This window comes from Fastidiosibacter lacustris (assembly GCF_003428155.1).
GTDB lineage: Bacteria > Pseudomonadota > Gammaproteobacteria > Francisellales > Francisellaceae > Caedibacter > Caedibacter lacustris.
Genome location: NZ_QLIR01000022.1, coordinates 1 through 14,316, shown reverse-complemented (window position 1 = coordinate 14,316; position 14,316 = coordinate 1). Strand labels below are relative to the sequence as shown.

Below are 14,316 nucleotides of genomic sequence, written 5' to 3'. Positions count from 1 at the left end.
AATGGATAATTTTAAGATTATTAAAAAGTATAATCACTTCTAATTCTTGAAGTGGCAACCTTGACATTGAAGTCAACTCATTATTTATATTATATCTTCAAAAATAGAGGGTAAACGTTCGTTTAATGCCCCATAACCATAAATTTTCTATGCCAGTGGATTGCCACCACAAGACTCCATAATGATTGTGCCTTTTGGCAAATTAGCAAATGTTGTAGTTAATGTATCTCGACGTATTCATTTTTTAAATACACATTTACCACTATTATCATTACCATGTAATTGAAAAATGTTCTTTGCAATATCTATGCTAAGTAGTTTAAGACTCATAGCTAGATTCCTTATTTGTATATGCTTGGTATTTTCTTAAGAAACCGAATTGATCAGATAAGGGGGTCTATTTTATCTAATATATGAGAGAGATAGCTAAATTGCCATAAAGATACTCAGCAGGGTAATGCTGATAATAGAGAATAAAAACATTTTACGTGCCCACTGTTCATGATTCTCCATTTTAAAACCTTGAATACTTAACATTATCCAAGTCGCACCTAAAATAATTGCAACAGCACAATACAAAAGGTGTACTGTGGCAACAATCATGAGCATGAATGTTGCCAAAACGTATAGTAGTACAAACAACAGTATATTGACTTTGGTATAAAGCATGCTACGTTTTAGTGGCAATACTGGAATGTTTGCTGCGGCATAATCATCTTTGCGGTAAATCGCAATTGCAAAAAAGTGTGGTATTTGCCAACAAAATAAAATGACAAACAACACAACCGCAACCAAGTCAAAGTGATTTGTCATCGCCGTATAACCTATGACTGGTGGTATTGATCCTGAAATTGCACCGATAACCGTACCAAAAATGGAATTACGTTTAAACCATAAAGTATATGCCACAACATATGCAAAAAGTCCAATTGCCGCAATAATTATGGTTAATAGATTTGTCCCAACCAATAATATAGCAAAGCCAATGGCACCTAAAATAAAAGCATAGCTTAATGCAAATTTAAGCGAAACAAGACCACAAGCAGAAGGTCTGTTTTGGGTGCGCTTCATCAACTGATCAATGTCGCGATCGATGTAATTATTAAGCACACAGCCAGAAGCGATTATAAATGCCATGCCAAAAAGTGCGCTCAAAAATACGCTCCATGAAAAATTGCCTTGTACTGCAACAAAAAAGCCACCACACAAGGTAACAATATTGCCGAAAATAATACCGGGTTTGACCAGTTTGATGAACTTCATTAGGTTTACATGACCATCATCATGCTGTAAAGGTTGAACATAATCCATAGTGTACCGATTACCAAAATTAATACTACAATAACTGCAAAGACAAAACTAATTAAGTTCCAACGCGCCTTTGAATCTGTACTTAAGTGAAGGAAAAATACAAGTTGTACATATAGCTGGATAAAGGCTAAAATGGAAACAGATATGTATAAGCCAATAGGTGGAAATGTCTTAAAGCCAACAATACAAAAAGCAATTATTGTAATAATTACGGATAATAAGAAGCCTGTGATATAGGTTTTATAGGTTCCGTATGCTGATCCAGTATCATGATCGTACAAGTGTTTTTTAGACATATTAGATTGCTCCCATCAAGTAAACAATAGAGAATACGAAAATCCACACGATATCCAAAAAATGCCAGAACAAACCTAAATAGGTAAGTTTTGTCTTGCTCATCGGTGTAATACCATGCTTACGGATTTGAAAAATCATGCTCAAAATCCAGATCAAACCAATAGTTACGTGTAAACCATGCGTGCCCACCAAGGTAAAGAATGAAGATAGAAACGCACTTTGCGTCCACGAATGCCCTTCCATATAAAGATGATGGAACTCATAAAATTCCATAACAATAAACCCTAGACCTAAGAAGAAAGTCACCCATAACCAACCATTGACTGTATTTGTATTCCCTGTTGTGCGAGATAACATCGCCAAACCAAAAGTAAAACTACTGATCAAAAGAAGCATCGTTTCAACAAAGACAAATGGTAGGCTAAATAATTCTTTTGCACTTGGTCCACCAAAAGTATGAGTGTGAAAAACTGCGTATACTGCAAACAAAGTCGCAAACAATACGCAGTCACTCATAATATATATCCAAAAGCCAAAAACGCTTTTAGAACCATCAAAGTGATGATGGTGTTCGTTATAATGATTTTCTACAGTTGTGGCGCTCATATACCGACCTTATTCATCTTTTTAATTTCATTTTCAATTTTTTCAACTTCTTTTGCTTTGACGTAGTAGTCAATATCATAATTAAACGAACGTGCAATAATTGAACTTACAACTCCAATTAAACCAACTGCTGCTAACCACCAAATATGCCATATCATCGCAAAACCAAATACCAAGCCAAAGCAGCTAATTACAAAAGCAACTCCGGTGTTGCGTGGCATATGTATATCTTGATAACCTTTTTTCTCAGATACAGGTCTGTTTTCAATATTTAAACCTTTGTGCTTTTGTTCCCAGAAACCATCTCGTGAGTCAACCACAGGATCAAATGCAAAATTATAAAATGGTGCAGGAGAAGGGGTTGCCCACTCGAGTGTGCGCCCATCCCAAGGATCACCTGTTAAGTCACGGTTTTTATGACGATCTTTAATACTAACAATGATTTGCAAAACTTGCAGAAAAACACCTACTGCAATTAGCATTGCACCACCCCAAGCGACAATGAGCCAAGGTTGGAAACCAGTTGATGCATCATAATGATATAAACGTCTGGTCATCCCGATTGCACCTAAATAATATAATGGCATAAAGGCAACAAAGAAACCGATGATCCAGCACCAAAATGACCACTTTCCTAAGCGCTCATTCAGCTTAAAGCCAAACATTTTAGGAAACCAGTAGATAAGACCCGCAAAATAGCCAAATACCACACCACCTATAATAACATTATGGAAATGAGCAATTAAAAACACGCTATTGTGCATTTGAAAATCAATTCCTGGCACGGACAACAATACACCTGTCATACCACCGATTGTGAAAGTCACCAAAAAGCCCATTAACCAATACATTGGTGTAGTAAAGGTAATTCGTCCACGGAACATGGTAAACAACCAATTAAAGATTTTTACACCGGTTGGTATAGAGATAATCATTGTCATAATACCAAAGAAAGCATTGACATTTGCTCCTGCCCCCATCGTAAAGAAATGGTGTAACCATACTGAAAAAGAAAGGATGGTAATAACAACAGTTGCCCATACCATTGTTGCATAGCCAAACAAGTATTTTCTTGAAAATACCGCTGTGATTTCAGAGAAAATACCAAACGCAGGTAAGATCAAAATATAAACCTCAGGATGACCCCAAATCCAAATCAAGTTGACGTACATCATCTGATCTCCACCACCGCTTGTGGTAAAGAACTGCATATCAAAATAACGATCGAGTGTCAAAAGCCCTAATGTTACAGTTAACACAGGGAAAGCAGCAATTATGAGAACAACTGAACAAAGAGAAGTCCAAGTAAAGATCGGCATTTTCATTAATGTCATGCCCTTGCAGCGCATTTTAATAATGGTGACAAAGAAGTTTACTCCTGTCATTAAAGAGCCAATTCCGGATATCTGCAACGCCCAAATCCAATAATCAACCCCCACTCCAGGACTGTAGGCAGTCTCAGAATATGGTGGATAAGCCAACCAACCCGTGTGAGCAAAATCTCCAATCAATAATGACATGTTAACTAAAACAACACCAGCAACAAAAAGCCAAAAGCTTAAAGAGTTTAGATAAGGAAATGCTACATCACGTGCACCAATTTGCAACGGTATTACAATATTCATCAAACCGAACATAAGTGGCATTGCTACAAAGAAAATCATGATTACGCCATGTGCAGTGAAAATCTGATCGAAGTGCTCAGCGATTAAATAACCAGTATGATCTCCTGATGCTAAAGCTTGTTGCGCGCGCATCATCACTGCATCCATAAAACCACGAAATAACATCACCATTGCAACAATGATATACATGATTCCAATTTTTTTATGATCTACAGTTGTAAACCATTCACGCCAAAGGTATCCCCATTTCTTGAAGTAAGTAACACCACCCAATACTACCGCACCACCAATGACAATGAGTATAAACATACCAAGGAAGATTAATTGCTGGCTGATAGGTTCATACAAATATGGGAAGACATCATGTGGGTTACTGAGCCTTCCAATTAACGTTTCTAACATATTTTTTTCCTATTTCTTACTAATGACTCATTTCTGACATATGGTGCATATGCCCCATCATGCCACGCTTATAGTTTGGTATCATGTAATACATAATGATCTCATTGAAAAGATTTTTATCAACGTGCCCATAATAAGTTACTGGGTCGTTAATTGATTGTTTCATCAAATGATCCCAGAAATATTCCCATGTCAATGTTTTCTTATCCGTTTTTACTTCAGCAATCCAGTCATTAAAGTTTTGCTCAGAAGTTACATCGGCGTAAAACTGCATATGTGCAAACCCCAGACCTGTATAGTTTGCTGAAAAGCCGCGGTATTGACCTGGATTTTGTGCTAATAAATGTAACTTCGTAATCATCCCAGTCATCGCATAAATCTGTCCACCTAGCTGCGGGATAAAGAAAGAGTTCATAGGGGCAGCCGACGTGATTCTAAAGTTAATTGGACGTCCAACAGGAATGACAAGTTTATTCACCGTAGCAATATCATACTCAGGATAAATAAACATCCATTTCCAATCAAGTGCAACTACTTCGACTTCAACTGGTGCTTTATCAGACTCTAATGGTTTATACGGATTAAGTGAGTGTGTTGTCACCCAAGTTACAATCGCCAAAATTAAAATAATAACGCACGGAATGGTCCACCAGATAATCTCTAGAATTGTGCTGTGCGACCACTCAGGGCGATATTTTGACTTAGTTGCGGATGCACGGTAGCGCCAGGCAAACCAGAAAGTTAAAAAAATCACAGGTAGTACAACAATCAACATCAATAGAGTTGCAAATACAAGTAATCTTAATTCATGATGTGCAATCGGACCTTGTGGGTCTAACACACCAGAGCTACAGCCGCTTAATAATAAAAGAGAGACTAATCCTGCAATTATTAATAAAGGGCTTGCACTACTCTTTTGGGGGTTTAGTTTTCTATATCTAACCGAAAACAGTAACAGAGAGCTGTGCAACCATTTTATGCAAGATATAAAAAAGTGCAAATGCTTGATCATATTGATTTTCCTTAGTTCCTTTGTATCTAGGTAGGTTATTGGAAACAACCTAGCGTCATAGTATAGCCATTTTTTTACTAATTAAAACCGTGCAGACTCACTTTGTAGATAAAAAGGTATGCTTCAAAATATTTATCAATTAGTTTACAACTATAGTCATTCCAATATATTTCCATCCCTTTGATCAGCTGATCTAGGTTGTCGTAGTCACCATACATTCTTCGTTTTTTCAAATAGCTGATGCGCTTTTCATGGCAACGTTCACAATATTTAGTCGTTTTTTATGACTATTCCCATTTGTTTGCAGTCATACCAAATAGCGTTTATTCTCACTCCATGCTCTTTGGCATGTTCTCTTCAGAGCTTTGTCAGGCTTTTCCATAATGTCTTTTCTTAGAGTCTTCCAATCTAAATTTTTGCGAGGACGTCCTGGTGGTGAAATAGGTGCTAAATCGTCTCGTTTACACCATTGGTCAATGCACCACTTACTTATAGAAAAGCGCCTGCAAGCTTCTGCTTTTGAGCCACCGGCTCGCACAAAATTAACGACACGCTTTTTCAAATCTATACTGTATGACATCCGTTCCATAAAAAGTTTCTACCAATTAAAGCTTATCAATATATTATGGATTGGTTTATTTTAGAATGACTATACTTATTTGCGTAGAAATAAAGGTTTTGGCAGGGTTGTAAAATGGGTAGTGTTGTTATCTAGCACATTTGCTTTCATACTCTTAAATCAAAAATGGCAAAAATTGACGTTTGTTGCAGATCATGCAATTCTAATAAAACGACTAAGGCAGGCAAGCATAAGCTAAAATCGAATCCAGCAGGAGTTCAAAAGTATAGCTGCTACAAGACAAGTCAAATTGTTGCCTATTATTTTGGTAGACATATGCATGAAAGCTTTGTAATTACTTCTCAAAACGTTTCACGGTTGAACTATTCTACAGTGATGACTGGCATAGCTATTCCAAATATATTCCCGATGAATATCATGACATAGGGAAACGTAATACACAGAAGATTGGGCGTAAGTTTTTGACATTTAGGATCAGAATAAAGCGACTTGCCAGGAAAAGTATCTGCTTTTCAAAAAGCAGAGTTAATTTACAATATCGTTATCGAGCTTTACATTAACCGTATTGAATGGGGACGGAGTATAGGACTAGTGTTAAGATCTCTTAACGCAATTACTCCTTGAAAAAGCCCATCAATTTCTGAATCTGTCAGCAATGAAATACGTTTTTTATTCAACATGGGTTCCTTCTTAAAAATGGTCGTTTGTGAGCAGTTTTATTGAGAATAGCTGTGACAATGATTTCTCAAGCGTCCGATGTTCTCAAAAACCATTCTTGAATCTAATAAGGCGGCATTATATACTTTTTATGCGTTATGAGAATATTTGGAGTGCTTATGCCAACAATCAGCTCATTTTATGGGATTATTATCCAAATGTTTTGGAATGATCATGCACCACCACATTTTCATGCCATTTATGGAGAATACCAAGGTGTTATCGATATTAAAGAACTAAAAATATTAGAAGGTAATTTACCACGGCGAGCGCTCAACCTTATATTAGACTGGTCTGAGTTGCATCAAAAAGAATTACTGCTTGATTGGGAACTATGCACCCAGAAAAAAATGCCCTATAAAATTGAGCCACTACGGTAGGAGTATACACATGTATTGGAATGTCACCTCAGTTGTACCACAACAGCACCTGATGCTTAAAGTAAAATTTGAAGACGGCTTAGAAGGCGTGGTGAAATTTAAACCGTCTCACCTCACAGGTGTCTTTGAAGTACTAAAAGATGAAGACTATTTTAACAAAGCTTTCATTAGCCATGGCGCTGTTACCTGGCCTGGAGAACTTGATATTGCACCTGATGCTATGCACACAGAAATTAAAAAAAATGGTCAATGGGTTTTAGAGTAAGGTATGCTGGTCGGTTATGCGCGTGTAAGTACGTAAGATCAAAATTTATCTTTCTAACATAAAGAGTTACTTAATGTTGGATGTGAGAAAATTTATGATGACAAATCAACAGGCAGTAAAGTAAACAGAGAAGGTTTAAACTTGGCGCTTGAGGTATTAAGAAAAGGGGATACTCTTGTTGTTTGGAAACTTGATCGATTAGGCCGATCCCTTAAGCATTTAATTGATGTCGTCTCAACTTTAGATAAAGCGGGAGTCAACTTTAAAAGTATCACAGATCAAATAGACACATCGACGCCATCAGGTCAATTTTTCTTTCATGTTATGGGATCTCTTGCAGAAATGGAATGAGAGCTCATCATTGAGCGAACGAAAGCAGGGCTGTAGGCCGCTAAGAAAAATGGTCGAGTCGATGGGCGTAAAAGGAAAATGACTGACAGCAAATTAGAATCTGCCAAAAAGCTACTTGAAAGTGGTCTATTACCAAAAGATTTAGGTATTTCCATTCCTATTTTATATCGCTGGATTCCTAGTGCAGCAAGGTTTAATATGGATGATTAAATAACGATCCATCTTTTTGGGGGTTCTTCCACAAGGGGCGTGATTGAGTGCTTTTTTCTAAGCTGAAACACTGTTGCAGAGTTTTTTCTAGATTTGATAAAAGAATGATCAGTTTCAGTGGGTTTTTGCACATTTAGGGAAGTTTAATATGGCTGTGGTAAAAAAATTTGGTTTACAGAACCTAGTCTTTTGGCAAAAAATTAAACTTTTTAGTAGATCGGCTAAAAGCTTTGTTTTAAAAAGATTTTATTCTTTCTCAGGATAGACATGGGATCCTTTATGATCGTCATTCCAGATTTGCTCTTCGGTTAAACTTGTTTCAATTAATTCAACAGGAGCTCCTTCCACTTCAATCATGGCGACCTTAAATCCATTAAATGGACTATAAGGTTCAAGAATGACTTTATGACCTTTAATTGCTTTATCTAGATTATAAACTTTAAAAGCAACATGTGGTTTAGATTGAATGAGTGGATGAAGTGGGCAACCAACTTCAAAGCGATGGTATTGTATTCTAAAAGAATTATGTCCTTTTGTGGTATACATTTTGAAGGTTGAGCTGTAGCGTTCGTCAGCTCTTCTTTTAGTTGTTGGAATGCCCATATGATGGTATTCAAATTTATTTTTATCCATACTAAGTGATTGGTTAATTTTTTGCATATGTTAACGTTTTGATCAAAATTGGAGAATATTTTTTTCAAAAAGAAGTTAAAACAATTTTGCAATAGCATCTTTATCAACTTTCCCTTGCTGGTTTAATGGGATTTCATTGCCGTAACGAAAAGCCCTGGGTAGCAAAATATTTTCAAACCACTGTTTTAAATGTGCACGTAATTGACTGTGAAAGATATGTGCTGATTGGTTGAGTTTTTGACTTTTACCTACAAGAGATAGCACAATAAAAATACCAATATAATCACGATTTTTATGTAAGTTCAAAGCATAACAGTCTTCAATCCAGTGGTGTAATTTAAGCTTATTTTCAAGCTCAGTAAGCGATAAGCGTTTGCCTTCAATTTTAACGATACGATCCGAACGTCCTAGTAAAATAAATTCTTTATCATTAAGGTATTGGATTTTATCACCTGTACTTAAAATTTTTTCAGGAAAAAAATTAGAACTAACGGCTAATAAGTTTTCAAAATTGTGATGAAGGAGAACACTATCAAAACAATGCCAACGCTCATTTTTTAGCTGCTGACGCCAAGCAATAATCCCTGTTTCACTACTACCTAAAATTTCAAATGGCTCTAATTGTAGATTTTGCTTGACCTTCTGCGCTATGTCGGTTTTAAGCAAACTACCTGCGATAAAGCATATAATATTATTTAATTTTTCACTGAAATCTAAACGAGATAATAAGGTTGGGCTTGTTATAAAGGTAAATTTTTCTTTGTACTTCAAATTAAATTGTAATTCTTCTGGATAGCGAATCAGTTTGGTATAGATTTTTTTACAAGTTAATAGCGGCCATAAAAAGGAAAAAATAAAGCCATATAGATGCTGATGGCTAACACTAGAAAAAGTTGAAAGCTTAGCTGTATATTGTCCAAATATATTCTCTAAAACAATAACTTCGTTTAAAACATAGCTAAATTGTTTGGTGATTTTTTTAGGTGTTCCAGTTGAACCAGAGCTAAAAAAAATAATTTCTTTTTGTTGCAAATCATCAATTGATATGGTTGTCATTCTAATTTTGGATTGAGTGACATTATTTTTTTCAGTTAAAATTATAGTTTGACCATCTAATGTGAAACTGTTTTTAGATACATCAAAAGTTAAGAAAGCGTCATAATGATCTTTTAACTCTTTTTTTACACCAATAGTATTATTTGGTAACAGAATAGTTGTTCTATCAGTAATAAGGCAAGCAAAAAAGGCAATACAAAAATGGTAAATATCATCGCAATAAAGTGCAATATTCTTTTGAGAATAGTTAACTAGTTTAGACGCAAGTAAAAAAATCTGATCTTGAATTTGAGATAGAAAAATATCTTTTTTGTCATGGCAAAAAATAACTTTATCTGCTGTATTTGTTGAAAATGATAGAAAATCAAAGACTATCATTTTTATATTTTCTCTTTACAAAAAATCGAATAATAAGCTCAGCTGTGATCATGGTTGCAATCGCAAAATAAGCAATAAAACCATTGTATAACATCCAAACCTTCATTGAGCTGAACATAGTAGTATAAAGTGAAATTAAGCCATTAGATAAAAAAAACAAACACCATGAAATTGTGACCTTTTTGGTGTAAGAAACCACAAAATGTGGTAGTTCTTTAGATGAAGTTTTCTTAGCAAATTGATAGATAACATTTTCCTTTTGAGTCAATGAAGTTGCGAAAACAATAAAAAAAAGCAAACTTATAATAACTGGATAAAACTTAACAAAAAAAATGTTCTCAAACATAAGCCCTGATAGGCTAAATGCCAACCCTCCTAAAGAAGCAAATACAAAAATTTTTTTGCTTATATGTCTTTGATTTTTTTGTTTGGATGAAAAAACCGCACGTATTGCAAATAAGCAAATTAATAATAGATATAACCATTTGATAGGCAGAGTATGAAAACCAATAAATACAATAAATGGGTATAAAACTATTAATATTCCGATGATTATTGTAGCAACAGTGCGAAATGACATTATTTATTACTGAGTTCTTGATGAATGATGTCGACAATATCAGAGACCGTTTTTACTGACTTAAATTCTTCAGGCTTAAATTGTTTGTCTGTTTTGCCTTGAAGATAGACAATTAAATCAACTGCGTCAATGCTATCTAAGTCAAGGTCTTCATATAATTTTGCCTGCAATGTGACATTCTGGGGATCAAGTTCAAAAAGTTCAGCAAATATGCTTTTTAATTCTTGATGAATTTTTTCTTTTGATGTGATCATTTTTTGTCTTTTTTTGTTGCTTAATGAATTGTGCAAGTTTTGCAACAGATTCAAAATATTGCTTTATATCCTCATTTTCTCTATCTATCTCAATATTGTATTTCTTTTTGAGGGTCACACCAAGTTCAAGTGCGTCAATGGAGTCCAAACCAAGCTCATCTCCAAATAATAATGTATCACTATTGATATCATCAGCGGTTAAGTCCTCGAGATTCAGCACCTCAATGATGAGATTTTTAAGCTCAAGTTCAAGTTGTTTATTGCTCATTGCTATTATTTGCCTTGTAGTTGTTCTTCAAGTATTTTTGTCAGTCTTCTTGCTGCAACAGAAGGTAAACCATTACATTGTTGCAAAATCAAGTAGGGATCTATAAGATCACCAACAGTTAATGTGAAGACTGGTTTTTTGGCGGGTATTTTATACCATTTATCGTTTTTTGCCAGTGTGCTTGGAATACAAGTGATATAAATCACTCGAATTGGTGCATTTGCTCTTAATGCAATTTGTGCAGCCCCTCGCTTTAACGTAATAGGTTTATTTGGTGAGCTACGTGTTCCTTCTGGAAATAGCAATAAGTTATTACCTTTTGACAATGTATTTTTTATACCATCAAAAGTCTGTTCTGGATTAATATTAGGAATATAGCTTGCATCTGATATGACTTTGCGAACAAAGCGGTTTTGCCATAGTGATGCTTTTACGATGTTGTCACAACAAGGAAGTTTAGAAACAATCAAAACATAATCAATCAAGGTTGGGTGGTTTGCAAGAAATAAAGTACCTTGATCTTGTTGCAATTTTTCAAAGCCATTAAATTGATAATCAACTAAACCTAAACATGACAAGGTTTGGGTAAAGTATCTAAAAGTCAGATATATACAATATTGTACAATATGCTTTTTTGACTTTTTGGATTTTGTGATTGTAGAAATGGCAATTACACTTGGAATGATCAGATAACCAAGTATTAAGCTACCAATAGAAAACAATAAAAAACATAGCCCTGTTGCAAAAAGCCGCCATAAATAATTAACCTTTTTTAAAATAAGCATTGTATCGTTAGTTAACCATAATTTTTAGTTGTAATTATTGGTTAAATAAGATTACTAGTCAAAACATGAAATACTTTTGATGTAATCGTGGATTATAAACCTCGTAAAATGGTTTGTAGCTGATATAGGCTTGAGTTAAACTAACTATACGCATGATTAAAGAGATGTATTTAGGAATCAAAGCATGTTGATTAAACTCTCATGGAAGCAACGTTTGAAGTGCTTTTTTACAGGCACACTTGTAACTGAGAATAACACAGAGACATATTCATCAACCACCAATATTCAACAAGGGGAAATGGATACAAACTCAGCAAAGCAACTACTAGCTATATTACAAAAAAAAGGAAGGCTTATCGATTTTCTACATCAAAACTTAGATCATTATGATGATACTCAGGTTGCGGCTGTAGCAAGAGAAATACACAATAAATGCCAAAAAGCATTGTATGGTTATTGTTCAATAGAACCTGTGTGCCTAGAAAAAGAAAATAGCGAAATTACATTACACTCAGGTTTTGATCGTCAAAGCATAGATTTAACAGGTAACGTAAGTGAAACAAATGTTTTACACGGTCGTTTGATTCATCAAGGGTGGAAAATAAAGGAAATTTACTTGCCCAATGTAACGAGTGAAGCGAATCTGAATATATTACAACCAGCTGAAGTGGAGGTGATATAAGTGTCTCATCATGCAAAATATTTAATTGGGATAGATTTAGGAACGACAAATTCTGCTATTACCTATAAAAGGTTAAAGAGCGAGGATAGTATTTGTAGTTTAGCTATACCTCAATTTTTTGCTAAAAATCAATATGAATCAAAGATACTCATGCCTTCGTTTTTGTATATTCCAAGTGAACTTGAACTCACTCTGTCGGATATAAATTTGCCATGGCAAAGTGAAACAACAGTGATTGTGGGTGAGCATGCCAAACTAAAAGCACAAACAACTCCTAATAGAGTAATCTCTAGTGTCAAAAGTTGGTTATGTCAATCCAGTATTGATAAGAGAAAAGCGCTTTTACCTTATCAAGCTGCGGAGGGTGTTGAACGCATCTCCCCACTTGAGGCCTATACTTATTATTTTGAACACATAAAGAAAACGTGGAATAGTGCTTTTCCTGATGCGCCTTTATTTCAGCAAAAAATAATCATCACTATTCCTGCATCCTTTGAACCAGCCGCTCGGGATTTAACAGCAGAAGCTGCAAGGTTATGTGATTTTGAAGATGTCATTTTACTGGAAGAGCCACAAGCTTCTTTGTATGGTTGGATTAATAATAATGAAAATTGGCGAGATAAACTATCGATTGATGATACTATTTTAGTCATTGATGTCGGTGGTGGGACAACAGATTTTTCACTCATTAAAGTAGAAGATGATAACGGGAATTTAGCACTAAGAAGAATTGCTGTAGGTGATCATATTTTAATAGGTGGTGACAATATTGATTTAATGCTAGCACATACGCTGCAACAGCGTTTATTGGACAGCGGTCAGCGCTTAGAACCTTGGCAAATGCAGGCTTTGGTACATAGTTGTCGTAATGCAAAAGAAAAGCTGTTAAGTGATAAGAGTTTGAATGAAATATCGGTTTCTATTCCAGGCAGATCCTCAAATATCTTTGCTAACGCTGTTTCAGAGACGTTGGCTAAAAAAGATGTCGAACGCATTATTTTACAAGGGTTTTTCCCACAAGTATCGATTACAGATCACCCCAAAGCAAATCCACGATCAGGTTTGAGTCGGTTTTCTTTAACCTATGCGCAAGAGCCAGCAATTACTAAACATTTGGCTTTGTTTTTGAGTAAACAAGCCGAAAAAGAGCAGAGCTTTGTAGCACCAAGCGTCGTGTTATTCAATGGTGGTGTTTTTAAACCAAAAATTTTGCGCACTCAAATTATGCAAACAATTAATAAATGGTTGGAGATAGAAGGTAAAGTTTTTGCCGTTGAATTGGAAAATGCGGAATATGACACGTCAGTAGCCATTGGTGCAACAGTTTTTGCTGATGCTTTACAAGGAAATGGTATTCGTATTAAAGGTGGCGCATCGCATTCATTTTATATTGGAATTGAATCACCCATGCCTGCGATTCCTGGCTTTCAACCACAAACTGAAGCACTTTGTATTGCTACTCAAGGTATGGAAGCAGGTGAGGTTACGACTTACGAAGCAGAAACTTTTTCCCTCATCGTGGGGGAGCCCGTTGAGTTTAGGTTCTTTGCTGCCAACCACCGTGTAAATGATCAATTGGGCGATGTATTTACTAATTGGGAGCAAGCTGGGTTAATTGAACTATCGCCACTTAGATTAACCCTATCAGCAGATAATTACACAAATGGTACGTCGGTTCCAGTTCATATCAGTGCAATGCATACCGAAATAGGAACATTGGAATTAACAGCAAAATCATTGGAAAATAATGATCAATGGAAAATTGCATTTGAAACAATTCGTTAACCATTTTTAAAGTGTATTAGTCTAGATATAATCTGACATTCATCTTGACTTAGATGAGGTTGCCTGTTTTGATAAACGTGAAACAAAATAAATCAAAAACAGGAGCAACCTCATGTTGGATACTAATAATAAATTCATC

17 protein-coding genes and 3 pseudogenes are annotated in these 14,316 nt (G+C 35.3%); 8 read left to right on the top strand and 12 right to left on the bottom strand.

The features are described 5' to 3' along the window. Positions 1-426 precede the first annotated feature (426 nt). The 6 genes from cyoE to DNJ77_RS08660 form a co-directional block, all read right to left on the bottom strand. The gene (gene cyoE, locus DNJ77_RS08685) at positions 427-1,311 is read right to left on the bottom strand and encodes a heme o synthase (RefSeq protein WP_116964596.1); all 885 of its coding nucleotides are present in this window, start codon (positions 1,309-1,311) and stop codon (positions 427-429) included. Then, positions 1,269-1,607: a cytochrome o ubiquinol oxidase subunit IV gene (gene cyoD / locus DNJ77_RS08680; RefSeq protein ID WP_116964595.1), complete on the bottom strand. Its 339-nt coding sequence runs from the start codon at positions 1,605-1,607 to the stop codon at positions 1,269-1,271. The genes cyoE and cyoD overlap by 43 nt, the downstream gene beginning before the upstream one ends. 1 nt (position 1,608) lies before the next feature. Then, positions 1,609-2,214, bottom strand: coding sequence for a cytochrome o ubiquinol oxidase subunit III (cyoC, locus tag DNJ77_RS08675; RefSeq protein ID WP_116964594.1), 606 nt, complete (start codon positions 2,212-2,214; stop codon positions 1,609-1,611). Further along, on the bottom strand, positions 2,211-4,241 hold the full coding sequence (gene cyoB, locus DNJ77_RS08670; RefSeq protein ID WP_116964593.1) for a cytochrome o ubiquinol oxidase subunit I: 2,031 nt from the start codon (positions 4,239-4,241) through the stop codon (positions 2,211-2,213). Before cyoB ends, cyoC begins: the two co-directional genes overlap by 4 nt. Positions 4,242-4,260: 19 nt before the next feature. Further along, positions 4,261-5,253, bottom strand: a complete 993-nt coding sequence (cyoA, locus tag DNJ77_RS08665) for a ubiquinol oxidase subunit II (protein ID WP_116964592.1) — start codon at positions 5,251-5,253, stop codon at positions 4,261-4,263. A 307-nt stretch (positions 5,254-5,560) separates the two neighbouring features. Beyond that, on the bottom strand, positions 5,561-5,833 hold the full coding sequence (locus tag DNJ77_RS08660) for an IS630 transposase-related protein (RefSeq protein WP_157966660.1): 273 nt from the start codon (positions 5,831-5,833) through the stop codon (positions 5,561-5,563). A 359-nt stretch (positions 5,834-6,192) separates the two neighbouring features. Between DNJ77_RS08660 and DNJ77_RS09965 the strand changes: the two are divergent. From DNJ77_RS09965 to DNJ77_RS10125, 6 genes and pseudogenes are all read left to right on the top strand, one after another. Next, positions 6,193-6,393, top strand: a pseudogene (locus tag DNJ77_RS09965) (IS1 family transposase); the annotation flags it as partial. Positions 6,394-6,669: 276 nt separating this feature from the next. After that, positions 6,670-6,930 carry a DUF4160 domain-containing protein gene (locus DNJ77_RS08650; protein WP_116964589.1) on the top strand — a complete coding sequence of 87 codons (261 nt, stop codon included), beginning with the start codon at positions 6,670-6,672 and terminating at the stop codon, positions 6,928-6,930. A gap of 10 nt (positions 6,931-6,940) precedes the next feature. Continuing rightward, the gene (locus tag DNJ77_RS08645) at positions 6,941-7,195 is read left to right on the top strand and encodes a DUF2442 domain-containing protein (RefSeq protein WP_116964588.1); all 255 of its coding nucleotides are present in this window, start codon (positions 6,941-6,943) and stop codon (positions 7,193-7,195) included. Positions 7,196-7,270: 75 nt separating this feature from the next. Then, positions 7,271-7,546: pseudogene (locus DNJ77_RS10300) on the top strand (recombinase family protein); the annotation flags it as partial. 78 nt (positions 7,547-7,624) lie between these two features. Next, positions 7,625-7,756, top strand: coding sequence for a hypothetical protein (locus DNJ77_RS10295; protein ID WP_476702590.1), 132 nt, complete (start codon positions 7,625-7,627; stop codon positions 7,754-7,756). Positions 7,757-7,809: 53 nt separating this feature from the next. After that, positions 7,810-7,893 (top strand): annotated as a pseudogene (locus DNJ77_RS10125) (IS5/IS1182 family transposase); the annotation flags it as partial. Positions 7,894-8,002: 109 nt separating this feature from the next. Here DNJ77_RS10125 and DNJ77_RS08630 read toward each other — a convergent pair. Genes DNJ77_RS08630 through DNJ77_RS08605 form a run of 6 tightly spaced genes read right to left on the bottom strand, consistent with a single transcriptional unit; the run spans position 8,003 to position 11,710 of the window. Continuing rightward, the gene (locus DNJ77_RS08630; RefSeq protein WP_239986787.1) at positions 8,003-8,416 is read right to left on the bottom strand and encodes a hypothetical protein; all 414 of its coding nucleotides are present in this window, start codon (positions 8,414-8,416) and stop codon (positions 8,003-8,005) included. Positions 8,417-8,464: 48 nt separating this feature from the next. Next, entirely contained in the window at positions 8,465-9,823 is a 1,359-nt protein-coding gene (locus tag DNJ77_RS08625) for an acyl-CoA synthetase family protein (protein WP_116964587.1), read from the bottom strand. Beyond that, the gene (locus tag DNJ77_RS08620; RefSeq protein WP_116964586.1) at positions 9,810-10,403 is read right to left on the bottom strand and encodes a COG4648 family protein; all 594 of its coding nucleotides are present in this window, start codon (positions 10,401-10,403) and stop codon (positions 9,810-9,812) included. Before DNJ77_RS08620 ends, DNJ77_RS08625 begins: the two co-directional genes overlap by 14 nt. Next, positions 10,403-10,657: an acyl carrier protein gene (locus DNJ77_RS08615; RefSeq protein ID WP_116964585.1), complete on the bottom strand. Its 255-nt coding sequence runs from the start codon at positions 10,655-10,657 to the stop codon at positions 10,403-10,405. Before DNJ77_RS08615 ends, DNJ77_RS08620 begins: the two co-directional genes overlap by 1 nt. Next, entirely contained in the window at positions 10,605-10,925 is a 321-nt protein-coding gene (locus DNJ77_RS08610; protein ID WP_116964584.1) for a phosphopantetheine-binding protein, read from the bottom strand. Before DNJ77_RS08610 ends, DNJ77_RS08615 begins: the two co-directional genes overlap by 53 nt. Positions 10,926-10,930: 5 nt before the next feature. Then, the gene (locus DNJ77_RS08605; RefSeq protein ID WP_239986786.1) at positions 10,931-11,710 is read right to left on the bottom strand and encodes a lysophospholipid acyltransferase family protein; all 780 of its coding nucleotides are present in this window, start codon (positions 11,708-11,710) and stop codon (positions 10,931-10,933) included. A 184-nt stretch (positions 11,711-11,894) separates the two neighbouring features. Between DNJ77_RS08605 and DNJ77_RS08600 the strand changes: the two genes are divergently transcribed. Both DNJ77_RS08600 and DNJ77_RS08595 read left to right on the top strand, forming a co-directional pair. After that, the gene (locus tag DNJ77_RS08600; RefSeq protein ID WP_116964583.1) at positions 11,895-12,392 is read left to right on the top strand and encodes a DUF2760 domain-containing protein; all 498 of its coding nucleotides are present in this window, start codon (positions 11,895-11,897) and stop codon (positions 12,390-12,392) included. Next, entirely contained in the window at positions 12,393-14,177 is a 1,785-nt protein-coding gene (locus tag DNJ77_RS08595) for an Hsp70 family protein (protein ID WP_116964582.1), read from the top strand. It abuts the gene before it with no gap. The last annotated feature ends 139 nt before the right edge of the window (positions 14,178-14,316 follow it).

What these genes read in the sequence shown, in the direction of transcription:
- DNJ77_RS08630 (WP_239986787.1), bottom strand. Translation starts at nt 8,416, where the DNA reads ATGCAAAAAATTAACCAATCACTTAGTATGGATAAAAATAAATTTGAA.
- DNJ77_RS08620 (WP_116964586.1), bottom strand. Translation starts at nt 10,403, where the DNA reads ATGTCATTTCGCACTGTTGCTACAATAATCATCGGAATATTAATAGTT.
- cyoA (WP_116964592.1), bottom strand. Translation starts at nt 5,253, where the DNA reads ATGATCAAGCATTTGCACTTTTTTATATCTTGCATAAAATGGTTGCAC.
- DNJ77_RS08610 (WP_116964584.1), bottom strand. Translation starts at nt 10,925, where the DNA reads ATGAGCAATAAACAACTTGAACTTGAGCTTAAAAATCTCATCATTGAG.
- DNJ77_RS08625 (WP_116964587.1), bottom strand. Translation starts at nt 9,823, where the DNA reads ATGATAGTCTTTGATTTTCTATCATTTTCAACAAATACAGCAGATAAA.
- DNJ77_RS08660 (WP_157966660.1), bottom strand. Translation starts at nt 5,833, where the DNA reads ATGTCATACAGTATAGATTTGAAAAAGCGTGTCGTTAATTTTGTGCGA.
- DNJ77_RS08650 (WP_116964589.1), top strand. Translation starts at nt 6,670, where the DNA reads ATGCCAACAATCAGCTCATTTTATGGGATTATTATCCAAATGTTTTGG.
- cyoC (WP_116964594.1), bottom strand. Translation starts at nt 2,214, where the DNA reads ATGAGCGCCACAACTGTAGAAAATCATTATAACGAACACCATCATCAC.
- cyoD (WP_116964595.1), bottom strand. Translation starts at nt 1,607, where the DNA reads ATGTCTAAAAAACACTTGTACGATCATGATACTGGATCAGCATACGGA.
- cyoE (WP_116964596.1), bottom strand. Translation starts at nt 1,311, where the DNA reads ATGGATTATGTTCAACCTTTACAGCATGATGATGGTCATGTAAACCTA.
- DNJ77_RS08600 (WP_116964583.1), top strand. Translation starts at nt 11,895, where the DNA reads ATGTTGATTAAACTCTCATGGAAGCAACGTTTGAAGTGCTTTTTTACA.
- DNJ77_RS08645 (WP_116964588.1), top strand. Translation starts at nt 6,941, where the DNA reads ATGTATTGGAATGTCACCTCAGTTGTACCACAACAGCACCTGATGCTT.
- cyoB (WP_116964593.1), bottom strand. Translation starts at nt 4,241, where the DNA reads ATGTTAGAAACGTTAATTGGAAGGCTCAGTAACCCACATGATGTCTTC.
- DNJ77_RS10295 (WP_476702590.1), top strand. Translation starts at nt 7,625, where the DNA reads ATGACTGACAGCAAATTAGAATCTGCCAAAAAGCTACTTGAAAGTGGT.
- DNJ77_RS08605 (WP_239986786.1), bottom strand. Translation starts at nt 11,710, where the DNA reads ATGCTTATTTTAAAAAAGGTTAATTATTTATGGCGGCTTTTTGCAACA.
- DNJ77_RS08615 (WP_116964585.1), bottom strand. Translation starts at nt 10,657, where the DNA reads ATGATCACATCAAAAGAAAAAATTCATCAAGAATTAAAAAGCATATTT.